Origin of the sequence: Parasphingorhabdus halotolerans (genome assembly GCF_012516475.1) — a bacterium.
GTDB classification, from domain to species: Bacteria; Pseudomonadota; Alphaproteobacteria; order Sphingomonadales; family Sphingomonadaceae; genus Parasphingorhabdus; species Parasphingorhabdus halotolerans.
Map to the genome: position 1 here is coordinate 3,084,520 of NZ_CP051217.1, position 21,770 is coordinate 3,106,289.

Annotated in this window: 14 protein-coding genes; 8 read left to right on the forward strand and 6 right to left on the reverse strand. The window is 52.9% G+C overall.

Annotation, left to right across the window (positions count from 1 at the left end; all coding sequences use genetic code 11):
* Nucleotides 1-54 precede the first annotated feature (54 nt).
* Complete coding sequence (locus tag HF685_RS15145; RefSeq protein ID WP_168820758.1) at nt 55-1,497, forward strand: AMP nucleosidase; 1,443 nt, start codon at nt 55-57, stop codon at nt 1,495-1,497.
* A 4-nt stretch (nt 1,498-1,501) separates the two neighbouring features.
* On the forward strand, nt 1,502-2,164 hold the full coding sequence (locus HF685_RS15150) for an SOS response-associated peptidase (RefSeq protein WP_168820760.1): 663 nt from the start codon (nt 1,502-1,504) through the stop codon (nt 2,162-2,164).
* On the opposite strand, the gene HF685_RS15155 is transcribed toward HF685_RS15150, so the two are convergent.
* Complete coding sequence (locus HF685_RS15155; RefSeq protein WP_168820761.1) at nt 2,161-3,132, reverse strand: tetratricopeptide repeat protein; 972 nt, start codon at nt 3,130-3,132, stop codon at nt 2,161-2,163. The two genes, HF685_RS15150 and HF685_RS15155, sit on opposite strands and share 4 nt — an antisense overlap.
* 330 nt (nt 3,133-3,462) lie before the next feature.
* Between HF685_RS15155 and HF685_RS15160 the strand changes: the two genes are divergently transcribed.
* The 5 genes from HF685_RS15160 to HF685_RS15180 all read left to right on the forward strand — a co-directional run bounded on the left by HF685_RS15160 (nt 3,463) and on the right by HF685_RS15180 (nt 11,946).
* The gene (locus HF685_RS15160; RefSeq protein WP_246218842.1) at nt 3,463-5,949 is read left to right on the forward strand and encodes a cyclic nucleotide-binding domain-containing protein; all 2,487 of its coding nucleotides are present in this window, start codon (nt 3,463-3,465) and stop codon (nt 5,947-5,949) included.
* Nucleotides 5,949-6,830 carry a hypothetical protein gene (locus HF685_RS15165; protein ID WP_168820764.1) on the forward strand — a complete coding sequence of 294 codons (882 nt, stop codon included), beginning with the start codon at nt 5,949-5,951 and terminating at the stop codon, nt 6,828-6,830. The genes HF685_RS15160 and HF685_RS15165 overlap by 1 nt, the downstream gene beginning before the upstream one ends.
* Nucleotides 6,831-6,845: 15 nt before the next feature.
* Entirely contained in the window at nt 6,846-8,651 is a 1,806-nt protein-coding gene (locus HF685_RS15170) for a cytochrome c3 family protein (RefSeq protein WP_168820765.1), read from the forward strand.
* Between the two features lie 27 nt (nt 8,652-8,678).
* On the forward strand, nt 8,679-9,527 hold the full coding sequence (locus HF685_RS15175; RefSeq protein WP_168820766.1) for a phosphodiesterase: 849 nt from the start codon (nt 8,679-8,681) through the stop codon (nt 9,525-9,527).
* Nucleotides 9,528-9,807: 280 nt separating this feature from the next.
* Entirely contained in the window at nt 9,808-11,946 is a 2,139-nt protein-coding gene (locus HF685_RS15180) for a M3 family metallopeptidase (RefSeq protein ID WP_168820767.1), read from the forward strand.
* Between the two features lie 81 nt (nt 11,947-12,027).
* Here the strand turns inward: HF685_RS15180 and HF685_RS15185 are convergent, their stop codons facing one another.
* The 3 genes from HF685_RS15185 to HF685_RS15195 are packed head-to-tail and all read right to left on the reverse strand — an operon-like array spanning nt 12,028 to nt 18,140.
* Complete coding sequence (locus HF685_RS15185; protein ID WP_168820768.1) at nt 12,028-15,276, reverse strand: efflux RND transporter permease subunit; 3,249 nt, start codon at nt 15,274-15,276, stop codon at nt 12,028-12,030.
* On the reverse strand, nt 15,273-16,646 hold the full coding sequence (locus HF685_RS15190; protein ID WP_246218658.1) for an efflux RND transporter periplasmic adaptor subunit: 1,374 nt from the start codon (nt 16,644-16,646) through the stop codon (nt 15,273-15,275). Before HF685_RS15190 ends, HF685_RS15185 begins: the two co-directional genes overlap by 4 nt.
* Nucleotides 16,647-18,140, reverse strand: coding sequence for an efflux transporter outer membrane subunit (locus tag HF685_RS15195; RefSeq protein ID WP_168821571.1), 1,494 nt, complete (start codon nt 18,138-18,140; stop codon nt 16,647-16,649). It abuts the gene before it with no gap.
* A gap of 131 nt (nt 18,141-18,271) precedes the next feature.
* Here HF685_RS15195 and HF685_RS15200 point away from each other — a divergent pair, with 131 nt between their 5' ends.
* Nucleotides 18,272-18,916, forward strand: a complete 645-nt coding sequence (locus HF685_RS15200) for a TetR/AcrR family transcriptional regulator (protein WP_168820770.1) — start codon at nt 18,272-18,274, stop codon at nt 18,914-18,916.
* A 44-nt stretch (nt 18,917-18,960) separates the two neighbouring features.
* On the opposite strand, the gene HF685_RS15205 is transcribed toward HF685_RS15200, so the two are convergent.
* Entirely contained in the window at nt 18,961-19,446 is a 486-nt protein-coding gene (locus HF685_RS15205; protein WP_168820772.1) for a c-type cytochrome, read from the reverse strand.
* A 110-nt stretch (nt 19,447-19,556) separates the two neighbouring features.
* Nucleotides 19,557-21,581, reverse strand: coding sequence for an oxidoreductase (locus HF685_RS15210; protein ID WP_168820774.1), 2,025 nt, complete (start codon nt 21,579-21,581; stop codon nt 19,557-19,559).
* Nucleotides 21,582-21,770: the final 189 nt, after the last annotated feature.

Consider the following 21,770-nt stretch of genomic DNA (forward strand, 5'->3'; position numbering starts at 1 on the left):
TTTCCCTTTTCGCCGGTTTTCCGTTACAGGCTTGCAACTGATAACGGAGAATACATGACAGTTGAAACCAGGGTATGCGCAGGCCCCGCTGAAGCGGTTGCATTGCTTGAGAAATTATACGCCCAGCAAATAGAAGTGACCGCCGCCCGTTTTGGCCGATATGCATCGCAAAAATTGGAGAGCGATGACCGGCAGCAAGGCCTTTATCCCCAGATCACGGTCGAAATTCCTGCCAGCCAGGCCACGGAAACCAGCCATTTGGCCTCCGGACAATTGTCGGATATCAATCGCTACAGTACCACGATCACCGAGCCAACGCTTTACCGGCGATATTTGCTGGAACAACTTTCCCGTATAAATGAGACATTTACGGCCAAAATCTCTGTTGGATTATCCGATACGCCAATCCCGCTTGCCTTTGCGCTGGAAGATGCCGCCGCGGGCCTCGACCGGGCGAAGAAAGAGAAGTTACCGAACTATTTTCACACGCCCAATCTGGTAAAAACCAACGACGAGATTGTCGATGGCGGCCAGATTTTCCAGACCGACGAACCCTCGGCCTTGTCGTTGTTTACCGCCGAGCGTGTGGATTATTCGTTGCACCGTATCCGCCACTATTGCGCCAGTGCCCCGGAGCACTTCCAGCCATTTATACTATTCACTAACTATCAGCGCTATGTTGATGAATTTATTGAATATAGTCTGGAACAAGTAAAGTCAGGCGAATCTGTGCGGCTGGTTGAACCGGGGAACCGGATCACCGAGCGCGACGGGAAACCGTCTGCACCGCCAATCGCCAAGCCACCGCAAATGCCGGCCTATCATCTGGTGCGCAAAGACGGGCGGCCCGGCGTGACTTTGGTAAATATCGGTGTCGGCCCATCCAACGCGAAAACCATCACCGATCACCTCGCGGTGCTGCGCCCGCATGTCTGGCTGATGATCGGCCATTGCGGGGCGCTCCGCCGGACCCAGCGGCTCGGCGATTATGTGCTGGCCCATGCGTATCTGCGTGATGACAATGTGCTGGATGAAGTCTTGCCTCCATCCATTCCATTGCCGACGATTGCCGAGGTTCAACAGGCGCTAACCCGGGCGGTGCAGGAAGAAACCGGCATTGATGCCTCCAAGCTGAAACAGCAACTGCGTACCGGCACGGTCGTCACCACCGGAGACCGTAACTGGGAATTGCGGTTCGAGCAAATCGCCGTACGGCTCAACCAGTCGCGCGCCATCGCGATCGATATGGAAAGCGCAACCGTGGCAGCCAATGGCTATCGTTACCGCGTGCCTTATGGAACATTGCTCTGCGCCTCTGACAAGCCGCTTCACGGCGAGATCAAGTTGCCCGGTATGGCCGATGCCTTTTATCAGGAACGGGTGGGCCAGCATCTCGCCATCGGCCTGCGCGCGATCGATCTGCTGGCTAAAGAGGCGGATGCTGGGACATTGCATTCGCGGAAATTGCGGAGCTTTGGAGAGCCTTTGTTCCGGTGATATTATGTGTGGACGGAAATATGCAACAGAAGAACTGAATTGGGCGGAATATCGAGACGCGCTCAATATTTTGCAAGCGCCTCCGGCAACCAATATCGAGCCCAATTACAATATTGCACCAACTCATTATGTCCCCGTTTGTGTCTCTGAACTGGGGAAAAGGAGGTTGGAACTATTGCAATGGGGGTTGGTACTGACTTGGGCCAAAGAAACCAAACTTGGGTACTCGATGTTCAACGCGCGTGCCGAGACACTTGGAGAAAAGCCATCCTTTCGCAATCTTTTGAAATCGCGACGCTGTGTAGCGCCTGTATCGGGATTTTACGAATGGAAGCTTCAAGGATCCGAAAAACAGGCGCACAAGATCGAGTTGGCAAACGGTCGCATCATGATGATGGCTGGTCTGTGGGCGCAAAACGGAGACCTGGGCATATCAAGTTATACCGTGGTCACGACCAGTTCGAGTGATAGCTTTTCGGCGATACATCACCGGATGCCAGTTATTCTGGATCAGGGAGAAGCGATTGATACTTGGATGGAAGCTGACTGGAGAACCGCAGAAAAACTTCTCAATCCCTTCGCCGGATCGTTATCCGTTTTGCCGGGTAGCAACGAAGTTGGAAATGTCCGCAACAATTATCCAGAGCTTTTAAACGCAGTGGTTTAAGTCCCAACACCCAGCGCCATCGCCGCTTCCCGAATCCGTTTCGCCTCCGCGCCATTATTTTTGAACGCCGCCAGTCCATCGGCCAGCGCTTTTTTGGCTTTCACCGTCTGCCCCAGTTGCTGGCGGCTGCGCATCAGCATGATCCAGCCGTTGGCATCATTGGGGTTTTTCTGTAGCCGTTGATCCAGGCCATCAACCATGCCCTGAATCATGGCTTCCTGCTGGCCTGGCGGCAATGCGGCCGCTTCTTTCATTTGTTGTTGGGAAGGTCCGGGGATCGCCGCCGTTGCTTTGGCAGGGCCATCGGTGGAAATGCCACCGGTGGGAGCGGCGGGAGCCGCTTTTGCCAGGCGCGCCGCAACATCAATGCCTTCCTTTTCCGCCACCTGACTGATAACCCGGCGAATATCGGCAGCATAGGGCGCGTCGGATGGTGTGTCTTCGAGCAGCGCAAACCAGTCTTCAATTGCGCCTTTGTGATCACCCGAGATATCCTTCTGCACCGCCAGAAAATAACGTGCGCGGGGATCAGCCTTGTCCAATGCCAGTGCTTTTTTGAACGCATCAGCAGCATCCGCAGGAACCTGTGTTCCGTCGCTTGACATGACCAGGGCCTCGCCGAGCATTGACCAATATTCGGGATTTTTTGGATCCAGTGTGGTCGCACGTTTCATCGCGGTGGCCGATTCGGCAAATTTCTGGGTTTCAAAATAGCTCCAGCCGAGCATCCGCCAGCTTTCTGCATCATCCGGATTCTCTTGCAGTTTCTTTTCCAACCCCGCGATCACTTCGTTCACACTGGGCGCTTGCTCTGCTTCGGAAGCGGCAATTTCGGGCGTGCCTGGTTCATCGCCGGCATAAGTGCGATAAAGTTGCACGCCGATCGCTCCTAAAGCTAGTAAACCAGCTAAAATCAAGGCGATACGACCCATATTGGGTTGCTTTTTTTCGGTGGCGGTTTCGGTCATCTAGTCCCTCTATATTGGCAATTGGTCGCGGCGGCGCACTCTAACCGGTCCTGCATTCACATCAAGTGTCAAACGCAACGATTGGCGTTAACCATCATATGTCGCATGTTTCCGCGAATGGCTTGTGATTTTTTGCACTAGCATTGAAGTTGCTTTTTGGTAAGATGATGGAAAGTTAAGTCTTTTTGGGGTCGCGCTACTACTACCGGAATTGTGTTCCGGGCTAATCGTTACAACGCTTGAGGGGGCGTTTGATTGGCAGGACTAGGGGGATTTGAGCGCGTGTCGGATAACTATCGAGTAGCAATAATCGGCTCTGGACCGGCAGGGATGAGCGCGGCTGGCCGCGCTGCGCAACTGAAGCTCAAACATATATTGCTCGAAAAAACCGACCATCTTTGCGACACGATCTATAAGTATCAAAAAGGCAAGCATGTGATGGCAACGCCCAGCCAGCTCGTTTTGCGATCCGATCTCGAATTTGATGCAGGGAAGCGGGAAGCGATACTGGGGACTTGGGACGAGCAAGTTGCCGGTCACGGGGTGAACGTCAAATATAACGCCGAAGTAAAGGCGATCAAAGGAACAGGCGAGGCGATACCTGGCAGCGTCCAGATTATCGAGAATCGCGCGCGTGATGGCACGGTCACCAAAACTGAAGTTCAGCGCCATGCCCCGCCTTACGAGCTAGAGCTGACCAATGGCGAAAAGATCATCGCCGATACTGTTGTGTTTGCGATCGGGACGCAAGGCAATCCGAATTTGATGCGCTGCCCCGGCGGTGATTTACCCCATGTCCAGTATCAGCTCGATGATCCGACGGAATATGTCGATGAGCATATTGTGATAATTGGAGCCGGTGATGCGGGAATTGAAAACGCCCGCGGCCTTGCGGAGGATGCGGCTCAAGGTAATGTCGTCACCATCGTCAACCGAAGCACCGATTTTGCCACTGCGAAAGACGCAAATGTCAAGGCGCTGCTGGCGGACCGCGATGCGGGAAAACTAATCGTTCGGCTGGAAACCGAAACGGCGTCCATTGAGCCGGGCTGGATTACGTTCAATACGCGCGACGGCGAAGAAAAAGCACAATGCGACCGGATCATAGCGCGCATCGGTTCCGCTCCGCCCCGCGCTTTTGTGGAAAAATGCGGCATTGAATTTTCAAGTAATGAACGTCTGGCTTTTCCCAAATTGTCACCGGTTTTTGAAACCACCGCTCCCGGTATTTATGTCATTGGCGCGCTCGCCGGTTATCCACTGATCAAGCACTGTATGAATCAGGGCTATGATGTTATTGAATTTATCAATGGCAATGAGGACCTGAAACCGGCTGATGAGCCGATCCTCGAAAAGAAATTTGCCGATCTTCCCAAGGGCAAATCGGTCGACGAATGGCTGGAGTTTTTCCGCGAACGGGTGACCATTCTCAACGAATTATCGCCGCTGCAAATGCGAGAGTTCATGCTTGATAGCGATCCGATGCCGTTCCGGCGCGGCGAGGTGATTTTTGAGCGCAATGACCCCGGAAGCTCGCTGTTTGCGATTGCGCAGGGTTCCGTCGAAGTCGAGATTGATCCCAAGGATAGTTCGAAAGTGGTTGGCATTGAAGAGGGTTCCATTTTCGGCGAGGTTGGCCTGATCTCGGGACGTCGTCGGGGTGCCACGATCAAGGCGGCTGAGGACATGATCGCAATCGAGATTTCGCGCACCGCTGCGCTGAAATTGCAAGCCTCCGTTCCCGCTGCCAAACGGGCGATCACCAGAATTTCGACCGAGCGCCAATTGCTCCAGATGTTTGGTTCTGGCCTCACCAAACAAGATATAGCGGAGGTCGTTGAATCCAGTGAAATCGTCAATGTCCGCGCGGGCGAAGCGATTATCGAGGAAGGCAGCGAGGGTAATGACATTTTCGTCATTCGCGTCGGCTCGATGGTGGTCGAGAAGATGATTGGAGGCAAACCGGTCTTCCTGTCTTATCTTCCAGCCGGTTCCTATGTGGGCGAGATGACGCTGATCGCTGGCGGTATGCGGACCGCAACGGTGAAAGCGGCGATCAAGTCCGAAGTGATCAAGATTAACGGTGATGCGTTCAAGAAGGTGCTGGATGCAAATCCGGCATTGATGAAAAAAGCCAAGCAGGAAATGGCATCGCGGCAAGATGTAAATGCGTTTGTCGAAGCAAAGAAAGACAGCTTCTCCGGCGTGGTCGACATGTATTCCGGCATCGCGAATTTCCTTGTTGATAATGGTATCGGCGAAGCGACCGATGTTTTGCTGATCGACGAAAACCTTTGTGTCGGTTGTGATAATTGTGAAAAAGCTTGCGCGGATAGTCATGAAGGGCTGTCTCGCCTCGACCGTGAGGCAGGACGCACCTACGCACATTTGCATGTGCCGACGAGCTGCCGTCATTGCGAGCATCCACACTGCATGTCTGATTGTCCGCCCGATGCGATCCATCGCGGGCAGGACGGTGAGGTGTTCATCGACGATACGTGTATCGGCTGCGGCAATTGCCAGCGTTATTGTCCTTACGGTGTGATCCGCATGGACAAGGTGCCGCCCAAGAAGCCTGGCCTGCTCAACTGGCTGCTTTTTGGTTTCGGTCCCGGCCCGGGTGAACCCGACAAGAAATGGTCCTATGCCAATAGCGATCCGACCGTCGAAAAGCCCAAAAAGGCGATCAAATGCGATATGTGTTCGGGGATTAAGGGTGGCCCGGCCTGTGTACGCGCTTGCCCGACGGGCGCTGCCATCCGCGTCGCGCCAGAGGAATTTTTGACAGTATCCAAACTTGAAGGGGAGGATGTCTAATGGCTTCTGTTCCCGCTCCCGGTGCTCCTGCCAAAAAGAAAGTCGCGATGCATGACGGTTTTTTGGGGCATGCTGGCTATCGCTGGTTAAAGATCTCGTCGGCGATAATGCTCGTTTGTATTGTCAGTTATTTTTTCGTCGACGTCTCGCCGCGCCATAATGGTGGTAGTTGGTATGGCTACACTTTGGGCACAATCGGGGCTCTGCTGATCTTGTGGCTGACGATGCTCGGTGTGCGCAAACGGGCGATGACTTCTGGCAGATGGTCGCTCAAGGCTTGGACTTCGGCGCATATCTATCTTGGTTTGAGTCTGGTTGTAATTGGCACCTTGCATACCGGTTTCCAGTTTGGATGGAACATCCACACGGCTGCCTATGCCTTTATGATGATCGTGATTATTTCTGGCATTTTCGGCATTTATTATTACGCAACGCTACCCCAAGCGCTCTCGGACAACCGCGATGAAATGACCGAAACGCAAATGCTTGAAAGCTTACGTTCGTTAGACCGGCAACTGCATGAATCGGCACAGCCCTTGTCAGCGGAACATGCCGCACTGGTTTTGCAATCGCTCGAGCAAGATCCTTTTGGCGGTGGTTTCTTCCGCCGGATTTCCGGCAAATATCCCAATTGCGCGACCCGGCAAGCGCAGGCTGATTTGCGACGTGAGCGTGCCTATCAACCGCGCATGGGCGGGGAAGACCCTCTCGACAAAGTGGATGCACTTCTCGAGAAAAAAGAAGCCACGCTCGCGCGCGTGCGGCGACACTTGAAGCTCAAGGCTACATTACAGGTGTGGCTATTCGTTCATGTTCCCATAACTTTTGCTCTGATCGCGTCGCTCTCGGCGCATATCATCAGCGTATTCTTTTACTGGTAGGATGGAGATAGACGCATGACTTTTATCGTCCGCCAGATTGCTGTTACCGCTGATGGTCGCGAGATTATCCGCTCCAATCCGTTTGATGCGCCCGAGATTGGTATTGGTCGCAACTCGGAAAACGCGATTCACCTTCCCGATCTTGCTGTCCATCCCGAGCATGCCGTTATCCAGCGGCGGGACGATGGTCAGATCGTTGTTAAAAGCATTTCAGGCCAAAACTTTACCCATGATGGACGTTCGCGAATATCGGTCACCTTCAACCCTGCCAAAGGCGCAGAACTCGGTTTTGGCGGGCATCTTATTTCGGTGTCGCAAGACGAAGAAGGTACAATCTTCACGGTCAAGCGTGCGGCAGCGGTCTCGGATTCGGCTGAAGAGCGGGAAGAGGGTGCGCTTTATACCTTAAAAGGCCTGCTCCCTGGCAAGCGTATTAGCGCTTGGAGCTTTATCGCACTGGTGCTGGCCGCGTTTCTTGTTTGGCCGATTTATACGTGGGCAACCTATCGCGGTATAGAAGAACGGCCGAAAGAATTCCATGCTGATACGATGTGGTCATCAGGCGCATTAAGCCAGGCCCATCATAGCCTGGAAGGCGATTGTCAGGCCTGCCATGTTGACGCTTTTGTGACGGTGCAGGATAAAACCTGTTTGAATTGCCATGAAGATGACGCCCATGATCACGCCGATCCAAAGCGGCTGCTAACTGCGGTTGGCGACCCCGAAGGATTTGAAAAAGTTGGTGCTGCTTTTGCTGCTGCCTTTAACAAACCACGTGGGAGGTGTGTCGAATGTCACACCGAGCATGAGGGCGCTGGTGCTATGGAACCCACTGCGCAAAAATTCTGCGCTGATTGCCACCAAGGAATGGACGGACGTTTGACTGATACCAAGCTTGAAAATGCGTCAGATTTTGGCATCGAGCACCCGCAGTTCCGGCCTGCCGTGTTGATTCGTCCCGGTGGCAAAAATCCGCCGCGTAAGCGCATCTCTCTGGATGATAAACCGACAGAATATAACGGGCTGAAATTCCCGCATGATCTGCATTTGTCGAAAACCGGCGGAGTCGCGCAAATGGGGCGGCGACTCTCGCGCAAATTTGATTTTGGCGATTCGCTAGCCTGTAAAGATTGCCATACGCCAGATCCGAAAGGCGTGCGATTTGAGGCTGTCGATATGGAAGAAAATTGTAGCATGTGTCACAGTCTGGCTTTTGACAAAATCGGCGGAACGGTCAGAACTCTGCGACATGGCGAGCCTGCGCAGGTGCGCGCGGACCTGCAAGCTTATTATCGCTCCACTGGGCCCAAACGTCCGATTAATCTGGGCGGAATGGCGCGACGGCGCCCCGGAGAAATTAACCAAACGCGTGTAGCCAGCGATTATGCTCGCGCTGTTAAATTCCGCCCAAGCCGCGCAAACATGGCTATCAGCCAAGTCTTTTCGCGGGGTGGTGCCTGTTTTGATTGCCATGGTGTTAACCCGCCAACCGCGCGTGGACGGGTTGATTACAGCATCCAGCCGGTTACTCAAACGGACCGGTATATGCAAAAGGGCTGGTTCAGCCACGAAGCGCATAATGATGAGGATTGTACCTCGTGCCACAACGCTACGAAATCCGACGATGCGCGCGATTTGTTGTTACCGGGCATTAAAACCTGCCGCGAATGTCATGGTGGTGAATTCCAGAAAACATCAGATGTTCCATCGACATGCGCTATGTGCCATGACTATCATGCCGATGATGGCGCTCCTTGGTTGATCAAAGAGCAGCAGAAGGACAAAAGGAAAAAGCCGGATAAGAAAATTGCGGCGCGCTAGACAGATCGCAAAAAGGGGAGGGCGCCCATGTTAATGGCGCAGGTAACGGATATCCATCTGGGATTTGACCCGGATAATCCGGCTGAATTTAATCGAAAGCGACTGGATCAGGCGCTTAAAACAATTTGCGATATGATACCACAGCCAGATGTGCTTCTGGCTACCGGAGATCTCGTTGATCGCGGTGATCAGGACAGTTATCGGCGGCTGGAAAATGCTTTCTCAGTGGTCCCGTTTCCTGTCTATATGTGTTTGGGTAATCATGATTTGCGCGCGCCGTTCCAACGGCAGTTTCCCGATGTGCCAACAGCTGACGGCTTTGTGCAGTATGAGGTAGATGACGGGGCGCTTAGACTTATTTTCCTAGATACATTAGAAGAAGGCCGTCATGGTGGCGCATTTTGTGAGGTCCGCGCCCAATGGCTTGCTGACCGACTAACAGAAAAACAAGATAAACCGACAGTTTTGATTTTGCATCACCCGCCGGTGGAATCAGGCATCGCCTGGATGAACACCCATCCCGATGAGCCTTGGGTAGACCGGCTTGCTGACACAATTTCTGGTCATGATCAGGTGGTCGGGATGATAACCGGCCATTTACACCGCAATATTTCAACTTCGTTTGCAGGAACGAGTCTTTCAATATGTGCCTCGACAGCGCCGCAAGTCGCATTTGATCTGGAGCCTATTGACCCTGAGAACCCCGATGGTCGCAATATGATCGTCGCTGATCCACCGGCTATTGCGCTGCATTGGTGGAATGGAAAGCAGATAGTTAGCCACTTCGAAACGGCGGAAGAGCATGTCATGCTCGCGCGATACGACAAAAATCTGCAACCGCTGGTGCGTGCATTGTTGGCAGAGCGCCCCGAGTAGGTTTTTCCAGCCCAACATGGTCGTTCATCGATGTGAAAGCGCCGTTTGTCTAAAATCTGATTTCTTATGCAACCTTCTTTGCGTTTTCGTCGCCGTTTCTGTAACAAGTCGGCATTGGCGCAGCGCGCGAAGAATTTGGCCCGCAACAGGGGCCAGTTATTTGGAGAGACAAAATATGCGATTCATCATTTCTAGCCGGAAATTTTTTCTTGGAGTTTCCAGTGCTGCCCTATTGGGAGCGACTGCTTCCCCTGCCTTGGCCGATAATCACGGAAAGAAAATGACGACAGCCGAACTGAACAAGATGAGTCTGACGGAAACAGCCGATAACGATGCTGCGGGCAATACGATCCTCCAACAATGGACCGGCCCGTATGACGGCGTGCCACCCTGGGATGAAGTGAAGGTTTCCGATTTTCCGGCTGCATTCCAGGCGACAATGGACAAGATACAGGCCGATGTGAACGCCATTCGCGACAATCCTGAACCGGCGACATTCGAAAATTTCACTGCACCGATGGAGTTGGTTGGCAATGAAGCCAATAACCTGTTTTCGATCTGGGGTGTGCATAGCAGCAACCTTTCGAATGACGAAGTCCGCAAGATTCAGGGCGAGTGGTTGCCCAAGGTATCGGCTTTCTTTGATCAATTGACTCTTGATCCCAAATTGCTCGCCAAGACCAAGACGGTTTATGACAGCCGGGAATCCGCTGGGCTGGATGCCATGCAAAAGCGGCTCGTCGAGCGCAGCTACGAACAGCTGGTCCGGGACGGTGCGCTGCTTGACGGTGCCAAAAAGGAACAGCTAATCGCCTATAATACCGAACTGGCGAAGGCTTTTAACGATTTTTCAAACAAGGTTCTCGCCGATGAGGAAACCTTTATCTTCGTGACCGACGAAGCCGATCTGGCGGGACTCCCGGACAGTTTTGTGGCCTCGATCAAGGCCGCTGCCGAGGCACAGGGTAAAACCGGCTGGGCGCTCAAGAACACCCGCTCGGTGATGCAGCCATTTCTCGAAAACAGTACCCGCCGGGACCTGCGCGAAAAAGTCTATACCGCTTATGTCAATCGCGGCGACAATGGTGACGATAATGACACCAATGCGACGATCGCAAAAATCCTGAAATTGCGGGCTGATCGCGCCAAGCTATTGGGTTTCAAGACCCATGCTCATTACCGGATGGCCGACACGATGGCGAAAGAACCCGAAGCGGCGATGGACCTGATGATGAAAGTCTGGCCAGCAGCGGTTGCGCGGGTCAAGGAGGAAGTTGCCGACATGCAGGCGATTGCCGATCAGGAAGGTGCGGCCATCACCATCGAGCCGTGGGATTACCGTTTCTATGCGGAGAAAGTCCGCAAGGCGAAATATGACCTCGATTCCGCCGAGATCAAACCCTATTTCCAGCTCGACAAGATGATGGATGCGCTGTTCGATGCCGCAGGAAAATTATACGGTCTGACCTTCACCGAAACCACCGGCAGCATTCCGGTATTTGATCCGGAAGTCCGCACCTTTGAAGTCAAGCGCGGCGACCAGGTTATCGGTGTCCAGTATTTCGACAATTATGCCCGCAACGGCAAACGCTCGGGTGCGTGGATGACTACTTATAAGGACAAGTACAAGCTAGGCGGTCACAACAATTATTCGGCCACCTCGAACAACAATAATTTCGTCAAGGGCGGTGACGGCGAGCCGACGCTGATCAGCCTCGATGATGCCTCAACCCTTTTCCACGAATTTGGTCATGCGCTGCACTATCTCAACTATGACATCACCTATCCAGGCCTTGGCGGCACGCCGCGCGACTTTGTCGAATATCCTAGCCAGGTGAATGAGAACTGGTTGATGACGCCTTATATTCTCTCGACCTACGCTCGCCATTACAAGACCGGCAAACCGATCCCGAAAGCTCTGGTGGACAAAATTCAGGCGTCGAAGACGTTCAATGAAGGTTTCTCCACCGTCGAGTATCTGTCCAGCGCGATTATTGATATGATGCTGCACAACCGCGAATTGCCAGTTACCGATCCGGACAAGTTCGAGCGGGAAACGCTGACCGCCATCGGCATGCCGAAGGAAATTGCGATGCGTCACCGCCTCCCGCAGTTCAACCATCTGTTCTCGTCGGACGCCTATTCAGCGGGCTATTACAGCTATCTCTGGTCGGAAACGATGGACGCTGATACCTGGGCCGCGTTTGAAGAAGCGGGCAGCCCGTGGGACAAGGAAACCGCCGAGCGGTTCCGCACGATTTTGCTTGCCACCGGCAACGAAACCGACCGCAAGGAAGCGTACCGCAAATTCCGTGGCCGCGATCCAGAGGTTAAATATATCCTCAAGAAACGCGGTTTCCCGGTACCAGGTGAAAGCACCGATGTGGGCATCGGCGGCAAGGGTGACGCGAGCAAATAGGCTTGCTGACGAAATTCGGTAAGAAAGAAGGGGGCCATTTGGCTCCCTTCTTTTGCCTTGCGCATAAGATTAAGCGGATCGCTACATATTGAGGGGCTCCCGTTCAACGCTACTCCACATTCTTTTGATCCGTCGCTTGCCGCGATATTCTAGCAGAACAAGCGCCGGAATAAGCAGTTGCAAGATGATCGCGCCGAACAGCACGCCAAAGCCGAGACTGGCCGACATCGGGATTAAAAACTGGGCTTGAAGGCTGGTTTCAAAGGTGATCGGCGCAACGCCGAGAAATGTGGTGAGTGAGGTCAGCATGATCGGGCGGAAACGCGATTTGGCACCGTCTAATATCGCGTCCTCAATCGGCATGCCGTTACTGAGATTTTCGTTGATAAAATCAATTAAAATCAGCGAACCATTTACGATTACGCCCGACAACGCGATAATACCGAACATACTGAGAACTCCCAGCGGCAGGCCTAAAACCAGATGACCGATTAACGCGCCAATAATGCCAAAGGGGATAACGGCCATGATGATGAGCGGCTGGATATAGGAACGGAATGGGATGGCCAGCAACGCATAAATTGCAATCAGAGCCGCGAGAAAGGCCAAGCCGAGATCACCGAAAGACTCCTGCTGTTCCTGCTGTTCCCCACCAAAGCTGTACAGCAATTGCGGGTAGTCGGCCTGCAACTCCGGCATGATTTCATTTTGCAGCGCATCGGCAATTTCCTGCCCGGTGACGATATTGTCATCAATATCGGCAGTAATGGCAGTAACCCTTCGGCCATCTGTCCGACGGATTACTGCAGGCGCTCGGCCAAAGGAGACCTCGGCCAAAGTTGCCAAGGGGACTTCCCCGCCTGGAACGCGAACGCGGAACCGCTCAACGTCGACTATCGAATTACGCTCTTCCTCAGGTAGCCGGACGTAGACGCGCATATCTTCCTGCCCGCGCTGGACCCTAAGCGCCTCATTGCCGAAGAACGCCGCCCTTACTTGTAAAGCTACATCTTGCAACGTCACGCCCAGCGACCGTGCCTCTGGCTTCAATCTAAGCTGAATTTCTTTCAAGCCCTCATCCTGATCGGTTTCTATGTCAAAGACACCGGCATAACGGCTCAGTTTTTCCATAAGTCTGGCAGATGCGGCATCTACGATTTCCGGATCAGGGTCAGAAATCTGGACATCAATCGGAGCGCCGACAGAGAGAAGATCGGATGCGAAAATCAGGGAGCGAGCTTCGACGATAGGACCGACCGCTTCTCGCCATGCATTTTCGAAATCTTTAGAAGCAAGTTCGCGTTGGTCGCCTGGAATGAAACTAAATTCAATACTGGCAATATTAGATGCAAAGCCGCCGCCAAGAAGAGAACCGGGACCGTTGGTTCTAGGGGGCTGGCCGATCAGCGTGAATATTCCGGTTAATGGGGAAGGCTCGCTTTCGTCCTGATGATCTTCAAACTTGGCGTAGGTTTCCCGACCCCGCTGTTCGATCAATCGCGCAATTTCTTCAGTATCTTCGATTGTAGTACCAGCCGGCATTTCCAGACTGGCGGTAACAATATCCGCTTCGATTGCCGGGAAAAATGAAATCTTGATGATGCCTGCTGGAATTAAGGATGCAAAAATAATGAGAAGTGCAACGCCGCCCGATAAAATGACAAAAGGCATTTGAACCGCAAATTTTAGCGCCCGGTCGAGTGGACCGTTCACAAAGGCTTGATAGTAAAAATCCACCCATGCCTGAATGCGTTCAAAAAATTTGATGACCGGATTGCGTGTTGGTGTTCCAGGTGCGGGTAAGTGGCTCAGATGATTAGGCAGGATCAGCAAGCACTCGACCAACGAGAGGAAAAGAACGGCGACGACGACCAATGGAATATCGGCCAATATTTTCCCGATGATGCCGCCGATTGCGAACAGCGGTGAAAATGCCGCGACGGTTGTGAGCACAGCGAAGATAACCGGTACCGTGACCCGGCGCGCGCCACTTACCGCAGCGCCCATTCCGGTACGGCCACTTTCCCGCCGGGCATAAACACTTTCTCCCACAACAATGGCATCATCAACCACCAGTCCCAGTGCCAAGATGAAACCGAAGAGCGAGAACATATTGATACTCGATCCGGCGATATCGAGTAGAAAAATGGCGCCGATAAAAGTTACGCCAATGCCCAGCGCTGTCCACGCTGCAAGCCGGATATCCAGAAACAAGGTTAGAGCGAGCAGAACCAGAAATAGTCCGATGGCGGCATTTTTCAGCAACAGACTGAGGCGATCATTAAGCAAATCACTGTCATCGCTCCAGATAGCGTAAGATATACCCTCCGGGAGTGAAGCCGCAAATTCACTGGTGAGATAGTCTTTGGTCGCTTTGGAGACGTCCAGCACGCGCTCATCGCTGGTTCGGAAGACCTCGACAAAAGCGACTGGCTTGCCATTGTATAGCGACACCAGATCTGAATCCTGAAATTCATCGCGGATGTCTGCAACCTGGCCAAGCCGGATCAACGCGCCATCGGAATTGCTGACCAGCACGATGTCTTCAAAATTTTGCTGGTTGTAGTTTTGACCAATTGTCCTTACGCGCACTTCTTCACTGTCAGTGTTAATAGAACCGGCAGGACTATCCAGACTGCTGGCCGCGACCGTGCGAGAGATATCGTTGAGAGACAGGCCCAAAGCCTGCAAAGTATTTTGCGGCACTTCAATTGAGACTTCATAATCGCGGATGGAACTGGTATCGACATAAGATATTTCAGGTAGCGCAGCTAATGCTTCCTCCAAACGCGAAGCCGTTTCTTTCAGCGCCGCTTCTGAAACATCGCCGAAAATGGCTATGCGTACCACGCTTTGTCGTGATGTCAGCTCGCGGACATCCGGCTCTTCCGCTTCGTCGGGGAAAGTCTGAATCTGGTCAATTTCAGCTTTTATATCATCGAGCGCCCGGTCGATATCCGCACCCAATTTCAGTTCTACTAATACGGAACCGGTGTTTTCGGCCGCATTGGATTTGATCTGTTTGATATTGTCGACAGCCTCAACCGCTTCTTCGATCTTTTGAACGATCGATTCTTCGATCTCATCAGGCGTCGCGCCGGGAAAAGCGACGCTTATCTGAACTGTATCGAGGCTATTTTCTGCAAAGACTTCCTGCACAATAGTATTGAAAGATACGATGCCGGCGATCAGGAAAAATATCATCAGCAGATTGGCTGCAACGCCGTTGCGCGCCATGAAGGCAACGACCCCGCGTTGTTCCATGATCGCCTTGCTGGGTATTTCAGGACCCGGTTGCGGCGAGTCGAGAGGCTCCGGCAGAGACGTCATTGCGCTTGACCGGAAATCTTTTTGGTGGTTGCCTTGTCGTTTGGTTTTGAAGCCGCTGTTTTTTCTGTTCTCGGTTTTGCGATCCTGACCCGTTGTCCATCTGTCGCTGATTTCAAGCTACTGACCACAACAACCGGTTTTTCGTCCAAATTGTTCGTGGTTATCAGCGCTTCCGTGTCGGTACGCTGCAATATTTCCACCGTTACGCTGCGAAGCCGGCCTTCGCGGACAAGCCAGATTTTGTTACCGGGTCGCAAGGCTGCCAGTGGAAGCGTAGCATATTGGCCCAAAGCTTTGCCGGTGATTTCTGCATCAACGAAACTGCCGACGAATAAAGGCGGCGCGCCCGAAGCGCCTCCTGAAACTTCTCGGTCTGGTTGGTTTGCAGCGGGCGCACCGCCGCGTGTCGGGTTGGGAATACGCAGAAAAACGTCAATAGTCCGTGTTTGCGGATTGAGGACGCTGCTGGCTCTATCGACAAAGGCCTGCCAGCGGTAACGTGTGCCGCCATAGACCGAATATATCGATGCTTCGATGCGATTTAGCCCCGGCTGCCACAACGAGGGGATCAACGCTGCTTCCCTTTCTGATAATGGTATAACCGCTTCAAATGTGCCGGTCCCGACTATTGATCCAAGCGATTGCCCGGGGGCAACATAGCTGCCCAAGGCTACTTCTTCCGAACGTACGACCCCGGAAAAAGGAGCACGGACAACCGTGCGCTGCAGCGCTTTTTGCGCGTCGGCCAATTGTGCCTGTGCGCGCCGCAAGGTGGCGCGTGCAGACAGCAATTGGGGCTGGCGGGTCGCGAGCCGGTTTGTGCTCGTTTGTTGTTGCGGGATATTGCTTGCCGTTTGATTTTTGATCAATTCGTCCGGCGGCAATATCCGTGCAGCATAATCGCTGTCATCGACGTTGGCATATTTTCCGCTGCTGCCGTTAATGCGCTGCTGAAAACGGGCGAGTTCAGCTTTAGCCAGCGCGACCTCTTCTCGCGCTTCCATCACCGCAACATTTTGCGATGCGACATCGGCCTGTGCTGTTTGTACAGCGTTGTTATAATTAGACGGATCAATACGAAACAAGGTTGCTCCGCGCGCAATCCGTTGGCCTTCGCGCAGATTTGGGTTCACATAGACAAGCTTGCCTGCAACTTCCGATGATAAAGTCAGTTCTTCACTAGCGCGGACTGTACCGGCTCCTCTGATCATCAAATTGCCGGAGCGAATTTCAATAGGAATAGCCTGCACCAGCGGGACAAGCGCTTCCGGCGCCTTTTCTTCAGGCTCGGTGCGCGAAAAGATGAGCAATGCAGCAATTATAATCGCTGCAAGTAATACCAGTCCGCCGATAATGCGTTGCCGATGCACTTATTTGTCTCCCTGAATGACTGGATTGGTGTCGGGAACGCTGGAACCATCATTCCAGCTGCCGCCCAAAGCGCGATGAACCGCGAGCCTTGCCAAAGCGACATCGCGCGCCGCCGATGACAGCGAAGATTGTACCTGATATTGCGCCCGCAAGGCATCAAGATAATCAACATAACTGCCAACACCGCTAGCAAAGCGGCGCGATTGCAGCTGCGCCGCGCTTGACGCTTCGTCCAGTTGCGAGAAAAGGAACCGGTAGCGCTGTCGCTCCTCTTCATATCGTTCCATAGCCGAACCTACCTCCTGATAGGCTGTGAGAACAGTGCGCGCATAAACCGCCGTTTGCTGAGCATATTGCGCATCGGCAATTTCGATATTTGCTCTTATCCTTCCACCTTGAAACAAGGGTGCGGTGAGGCTTGCTCCCAAGTTGAGGACCCATTTATCAAAAATATCGAACAACCCGGCAGGACTTCCGGCTTGCGAACCGGATGCCGCAGACAGGCTGAGAGATGGAAAACGCTCTGCGCGTCTTGCGCCGAGATTATAGCGCGCTGAATCGAGTCTGCGTCCTTCTGCATAGATGTCCGGTCGTTGCTCAAGCAATGCAATGGGAAGTCCGGAAGGAATGGGTCTGAAAATCAGTTTAGGAGTCAGTTTTTGCGCCAAAAACTGGTCCATGTTATCGGAATAGCGTCCAACCAATACTGCTAGCTGCCCTTCGGTAGCGGCCAACTGGCTTTCACGTTGAGGCAATCCGGCCTGAATATTCCTAAAATCCTGCCGGACCTGATAAAGTTCAAACGAACTGGCGAGACCCCGTTGATAGCGATTTTCGGTCTGCTCAACGCGGTCACCCAATATATCGATAATTTTTACGGTCAGCTCAATTTGATGACGTGCATCGACAATATCAAAATAGCTGGTGATTGTTTCTGCTTGCACCGCGAGGCGAACGGCCTGGAGATCGGCAGCGGCTGCAAAGGCATCGGCCCGGCCTGCTCGAGCGCCATTGCGCAACTTATCCCAGATATCGAGTTCGTAGGAAAACGCGAGACTGGAGGAATAATTTTCTATCTCGATCCGCTGCGTTCCGGCGCCGGGAACAGAGCCAAAAGCGGTTCCTGCCGATGGAGAATCCGAATAGCTGCCATCGACACCGGCGTTGATCTGAGGAAAAAGCCCACTCCTAGATATGCGCGCCTGTGCCTCTGCGGCCCGCAATCTTGCCGATGCTTCCGCAAGGTCGAGGTTTTTTGCCAGCGCTTCATCGAGCAAACTGTTGAGTACTGGATCTTCAAAATAGGTCCACCAACGTTCAGGTTTGTAGCTTCCGGCGCCATCTATCTTGTTATATGCTTGTGGGACGCTCGCGGCGATTTCGGGTGCTTTGGAGTCAGGGGCCATAGTCATGCAGCCACTGGTCATCAGTGCGGCGGCGAAGAGCCAGATAATACCGCTATGGATGCTGTGAGTCACGAGTTGAACCGCCATTGAAACGACTTGGACTTTACCAAGCCGTTGCAAAGTGCCATTGCTGCAATTGAACGTCAACGTTTAAATGTACGATGGTGTTCAATTTAGTAGGGCATTTGAAGAGGTCGCTTCTTCACGGGAATAAAGGCATGGCAGGCACGAACGACAATATGGTTCACCCGAAAACCGATAGACCAGCGAGTCAGCGCAAAATTGATAAAATACTAGATGCTGCGCGCGTTGAATTTTTTACCAACGGTTTTTCTGCCTCAACAATAGAGGCAATTGCTGCCCGCGCTGAGGTATCCAAAGTCACCATCTATAGCTGGTTCAAGGACAAGGAAAATCTGTTTGCGCAGCTGGTGCAGTCGGAATGTGCTCATATGCGAGAAAATTTTGTTGTCGATAATCTGGAAGACCGGGATCTGCGAGATATTTTGCTGCATGCAGCCCATGGCATGCTCGATTTTCTGACACGTAGCGAGATGGTAAGGTTTGAACGTATCCTAGCTGCGGAAGTCAATCGTGATCCGAGGATTGGAGAATATTTTCTGGACAACGGACCGCGTATTTTGCTCAATGAGTTGACCAAGCTTTTGCAGGCTTCAATCGACAAGGGAGAAATTCACAGCGATGATGTTGCCGCCTCAGCGGAAATGTTCCCGGCGCTGGTCATGGGGAGAACGGATTTTTTCCTTCGCTATGGGCACGAAATCAAAATGTCCGCCGCTGAGAAAGACAAGCGGGCAGTGCGTGCGGTTGATTCTTGGCTGTTAATTCACAAGACGCAATAAATCTCCCTATCAAATGGGAGTGAAGAAATTTATCACCCTACAGATCAATTTGGATTTTTCAGGTACGCAATCACATCTGCGCGCTGCTGGGCATCGGGCATGCCGGCGAAGATCATCTTCGTTTTGGGAATTACGGCCTGCGGGTCTGCCAAATATTCGAAAAGCTGTTCTTCGGTCCACGTGATGCCGCTGCTGGCATTGGCCGGAGAATATTTATAACCTTTGATAGAGCCGGCCGTTGCGCCGACAATGCCAGCGAGCGATGGACCGACCATGTTGACGCCCGGATCGGTTACATGGCAAGTACGGCACTGGGCGAATGCCATTTTTCCCTTGGCCGGGTCGCCGGTCAGGCTGGCGAAAGTCACTGGTGCCGCTTCAGCCGTCGCTTCAGCTGCCGCGCTTTCGGTAGTGCTTCCCCCAGTATCGCTGGAGTCTGATCCGCCGCCAGAGCAGGCGGAGGCCAAAGCGGATGCTGCAATAAGGGTTGCGATTGTTCTTAAATGTGTTTTGAAATCCGCTCTGATCATATCTGCTCCCTTATTATTATCCTCGCGGCACGTTAGCGTGCTTGCCCTTTAGTGGCTGGGCATAGGTCAATTAAAAATCATTTGGAAGCCAGTTTTTTGACGCGACAGTCTCAGGCCGCCGCTGCCAGGTAGGACGCTTGGTTGATCGCAGCTTTTGCGTCCAGTTCCTTGGCTTCAAACGCGCCACCGATGAGTTCGGCGGATAGGCCTTCGGAGATCAAATCATCGAAGAGATCGCGCAGCGGGTCCTGTCCCGCGCAAATTATGATGGTATCAGCCGCGATGATTTCGGGCTGCCCACCTTGCAGAATATGCAAGCCATCATCGTCGATTTTCACATATTCCACGCCGTTGATCATATTCACGCCGCGCCGCGTCAGAGTGATGCGGTGGGTCCAGCCAGTCGTTTTGCCGAGCCCAGCACCAACGCGACTGTCTTTGCGCTGGAGCAAGGTGATCTCCCGATCCGATTTCGCGACGACGGGTTCAACGCCAGTGACACCACCACGAGGATGGTTCTCGAAATCCACGCCCCATTCAGCGGCAAACACATCCCGATCGAGCGCGCCTGATGGGCCCGAGTGGCTGATCAGTTCGCAGACATCAAAACCGATGCCGCCTGCTCCTATGATCGCAACTTTCTGCCCGACTTCCGCCTCGCCTTTGATCACATCAATATAGCTGACCACCTTGGGGTGATTAATGCCATCAATCTCCGGTGTGCGGGGTTTGATGCCGGTCGAGATGATGATTTTTTCAAAACCTTCATTTTTCAGCATGGCGGTATCGGCGCGGGTTTGTAAGCGCAGATCTATGCCGAGCACGTCGATCATCCGTCCATAGTATCGCAGAGTCTCGTAAAATTCCTCTTTGCCGGGAACTTTTTTGGCGAGGTTAAATTGGCCGCCAATCTCCGATGATGCCTCGAACAGCGTCACATCATGGCCGCGCCCAGCAGCAACCGTGGCATAGGCCAGACCTGCCGGTCCAGCTCCGACAACCGCTATTTTTTGAGGTGCCTGTGCGGGTTCGTAGTTCAGGATGGTCTCGTGGCAAGCGCGCGGATTGACAAGGCAGGTCGTCAACTTGCCAGAAAATGTGTGATCAAGGCAGGCCTGGTTGCAGGCGATGCAGGTGTTGATTTCATCCTCGCGGCCTTCGACCGTTTTGCGCATGAATTCACTATCCGCCAAAAGGGGCCGCGCCATTGATACAAGATCAGCATCGCCACGCGCCAGAACTTCCTCGGCGACATGGGGCATATTGATGCGGTTGGAGGTAATCACGGGTACATTTACCTCTTTGCGCAAGCGTCCGGTGACCGAGGTAAAGGCAGCGCGCGGGACCATCGTAGCAATGGTTGGCACTGCGCTTTCATGCCAGGTGAAATGGGTAGAAATAATTGTAACGCCAGCTTTTTCCAGTGATTGGCCAAGCGTCGTAATTTCTTCCCAGCTCATGCCACCATCCAGCATGTCCATCGCGGCAATGCGGAAAATAATGATGAATTCATCGCCGACAGCAGCGCGGGTCTGCTCGACTATTTCAAGCGCGAAGCGCATGCGGTTTTCATAGGAACCACCATATTCATCTTCGCGCAAATTGGTTTTTTGCACCAGAAATGTTGAGATGAGATATCCAGCAGAACCGATGATCTCAACGCCGTCATAGCCTGCTTTCTGGGCCATCACGGCGCATTTTACATGATCATCAATCTGCTTTTGCACGCCTGCTTTGTCGAGCTCAATCGGAACGTTTCTGGCGATCCGCGATTTGACCGCTGAGGGTGCTACTGCTTTTGACGTTGGAGCAAGCGGCCCGGGATGGAGGATTTGCATGCAGATTTTAACTTCAGGCCCGGCCTTATGCACTGCGTCAGTAACCATCCGGTGTTTATCGGCTTCCTCTTCGCTGGACATTTTCGCGCCATGACCAGAAGACTCCTCATTTGGCGCAATGCCGCCGGTGATGATCATGCCGATATTATTGGCCGCACGTTCGGCGAAATAGGCCGCCATACGTTCAAACCCGCCGTCCATTTCTTCCAGACCGGTGTGCATGGAGCCCATGATTGAGCGATTTTTGATGGTGGTGAAGCCGAGATCAAGCGGTTCAAGCAGTTTTGGATATTTCATAAAGTGCCTTTTAGATTGGTTTTCCCAGAATTCTATTATTCTATCTGCTAGCTTGCAATTGGTAACATAGATGTACCATCCGGCATCGTAGGACGTTTTGCTGGTGGTGAGGACTGTTCGCTAGGCATAGTGACAGCTTGACCTGACGATCACAAAAGCCGATCTAGCACCTCAAAGTTTCAATCAAAA

What these genes read in the sequence shown, in the direction of transcription:
- HF685_RS15145 (WP_168820758.1), top strand. Translation starts at nt 55, where the DNA reads ATGACAGTTGAAACCAGGGTATGCGCAGGCCCCGCTGAAGCGGTTGCA.
- HF685_RS15150 (WP_168820760.1), top strand. Translation starts at nt 1,502, where the DNA reads ATGTGTGGACGGAAATATGCAACAGAAGAACTGAATTGGGCGGAATAT.
- HF685_RS15155 (WP_168820761.1), bottom strand. Translation starts at nt 3,132, where the DNA reads ATGACCGAAACCGCCACCGAAAAAAAGCAACCCAATATGGGTCGTATC.
- HF685_RS15160 (WP_246218842.1), top strand. Translation starts at nt 3,463, where the DNA reads ATGAGCGCGGCTGGCCGCGCTGCGCAACTGAAGCTCAAACATATATTG.
- HF685_RS15165 (WP_168820764.1), top strand. Translation starts at nt 5,949, where the DNA reads ATGGCTTCTGTTCCCGCTCCCGGTGCTCCTGCCAAAAAGAAAGTCGCG.
- HF685_RS15170 (WP_168820765.1), top strand. Translation starts at nt 6,846, where the DNA reads ATGACTTTTATCGTCCGCCAGATTGCTGTTACCGCTGATGGTCGCGAG.
- HF685_RS15175 (WP_168820766.1), top strand. Translation starts at nt 8,679, where the DNA reads ATGTTAATGGCGCAGGTAACGGATATCCATCTGGGATTTGACCCGGAT.
- HF685_RS15180 (WP_168820767.1), top strand. Translation starts at nt 9,808, where the DNA reads ATGACGACAGCCGAACTGAACAAGATGAGTCTGACGGAAACAGCCGAT.
- HF685_RS15185 (WP_168820768.1), bottom strand. Translation starts at nt 15,276, where the DNA reads ATGACGTCTCTGCCGGAGCCTCTCGACTCGCCGCAACCGGGTCCTGAA.
- HF685_RS15195 (WP_168821571.1), bottom strand. Translation starts at nt 18,140, where the DNA reads ATGGCGGTTCAACTCGTGACTCACAGCATCCATAGCGGTATTATCTGG.
- HF685_RS15200 (WP_168820770.1), top strand. Translation starts at nt 18,272, where the DNA reads ATGGCAGGCACGAACGACAATATGGTTCACCCGAAAACCGATAGACCA.
- HF685_RS15205 (WP_168820772.1), bottom strand. Translation starts at nt 19,446, where the DNA reads ATGATCAGAGCGGATTTCAAAACACATTTAAGAACAATCGCAACCCTT.
- HF685_RS15210 (WP_168820774.1), bottom strand. Translation starts at nt 21,581, where the DNA reads ATGAAATATCCAAAACTGCTTGAACCGCTTGATCTCGGCTTCACCACC.